This is a genomic window from Brevundimonas sp. TWP1-3, from assembly GCF_049896085.1.
Classification (GTDB): Bacteria; Pseudomonadota; Alphaproteobacteria; order Caulobacterales; family Caulobacteraceae; genus Brevundimonas.
Map to the genome: position 1 here is coordinate 1 of NZ_JAFCTP010000021.1, position 532 is coordinate 532.

The 532-nt window shown below is 63.3% G+C and carries 1 protein-coding gene; it reads left to right on the forward strand.

What is annotated here, in order from left to right:
* A partial coding sequence (locus ACP693_RS17670; protein ID WP_426050135.1) for a hypothetical protein occupies nt 1-532 on the forward strand: 532 nt, incomplete at both ends.

The following is a 532-nucleotide window of genomic DNA, read 5'->3' on the forward strand; positions in this document are numbered from 1 at the left end:
ACCGCGATGCGATGCGCTCGGTGCTCAAGGCGTTATGTGAAGAGCTGGTGCGGGTCAAAGAGCGCCTCGACCTGTTCGTGCGCAGCGACCGTCAGCACACCTCGGATCTGGACAGTTTGCTGGCGCCGCTGCGGCAGATTGCCGATACCCTGGCGGTGCTCGGTTTCGGCCAGCCGCGCAAGGTCATTATCGATCAACTGGCGGTGGTGCTGAGTCTCGTCCAGGGCCAGCGCGAGCCGAACGACGCGATCCTGATGGACGTCGCCGGCGCCTTGCTCTACGTCGAAGCCACGTTGGCCGGAATGGTCGGCACGGTTGAACCGGAGAGCCAGGAAGACAATCGCCTGCCGACTACCGATCTGACGCAGATTCATCAGATCGTGATCAAGGAAGCGCGCATCTGCCTGCAACAGGCCAAGGATATGATCGTCGACTACATCGACGCCGATTGGGATCGCCAGCAACTGCAACCGCTGCCCGCGCTGCTGACCCAGGTGCGCGGCGCGCTGGCCGTAATCGGACTGAGCCGGGC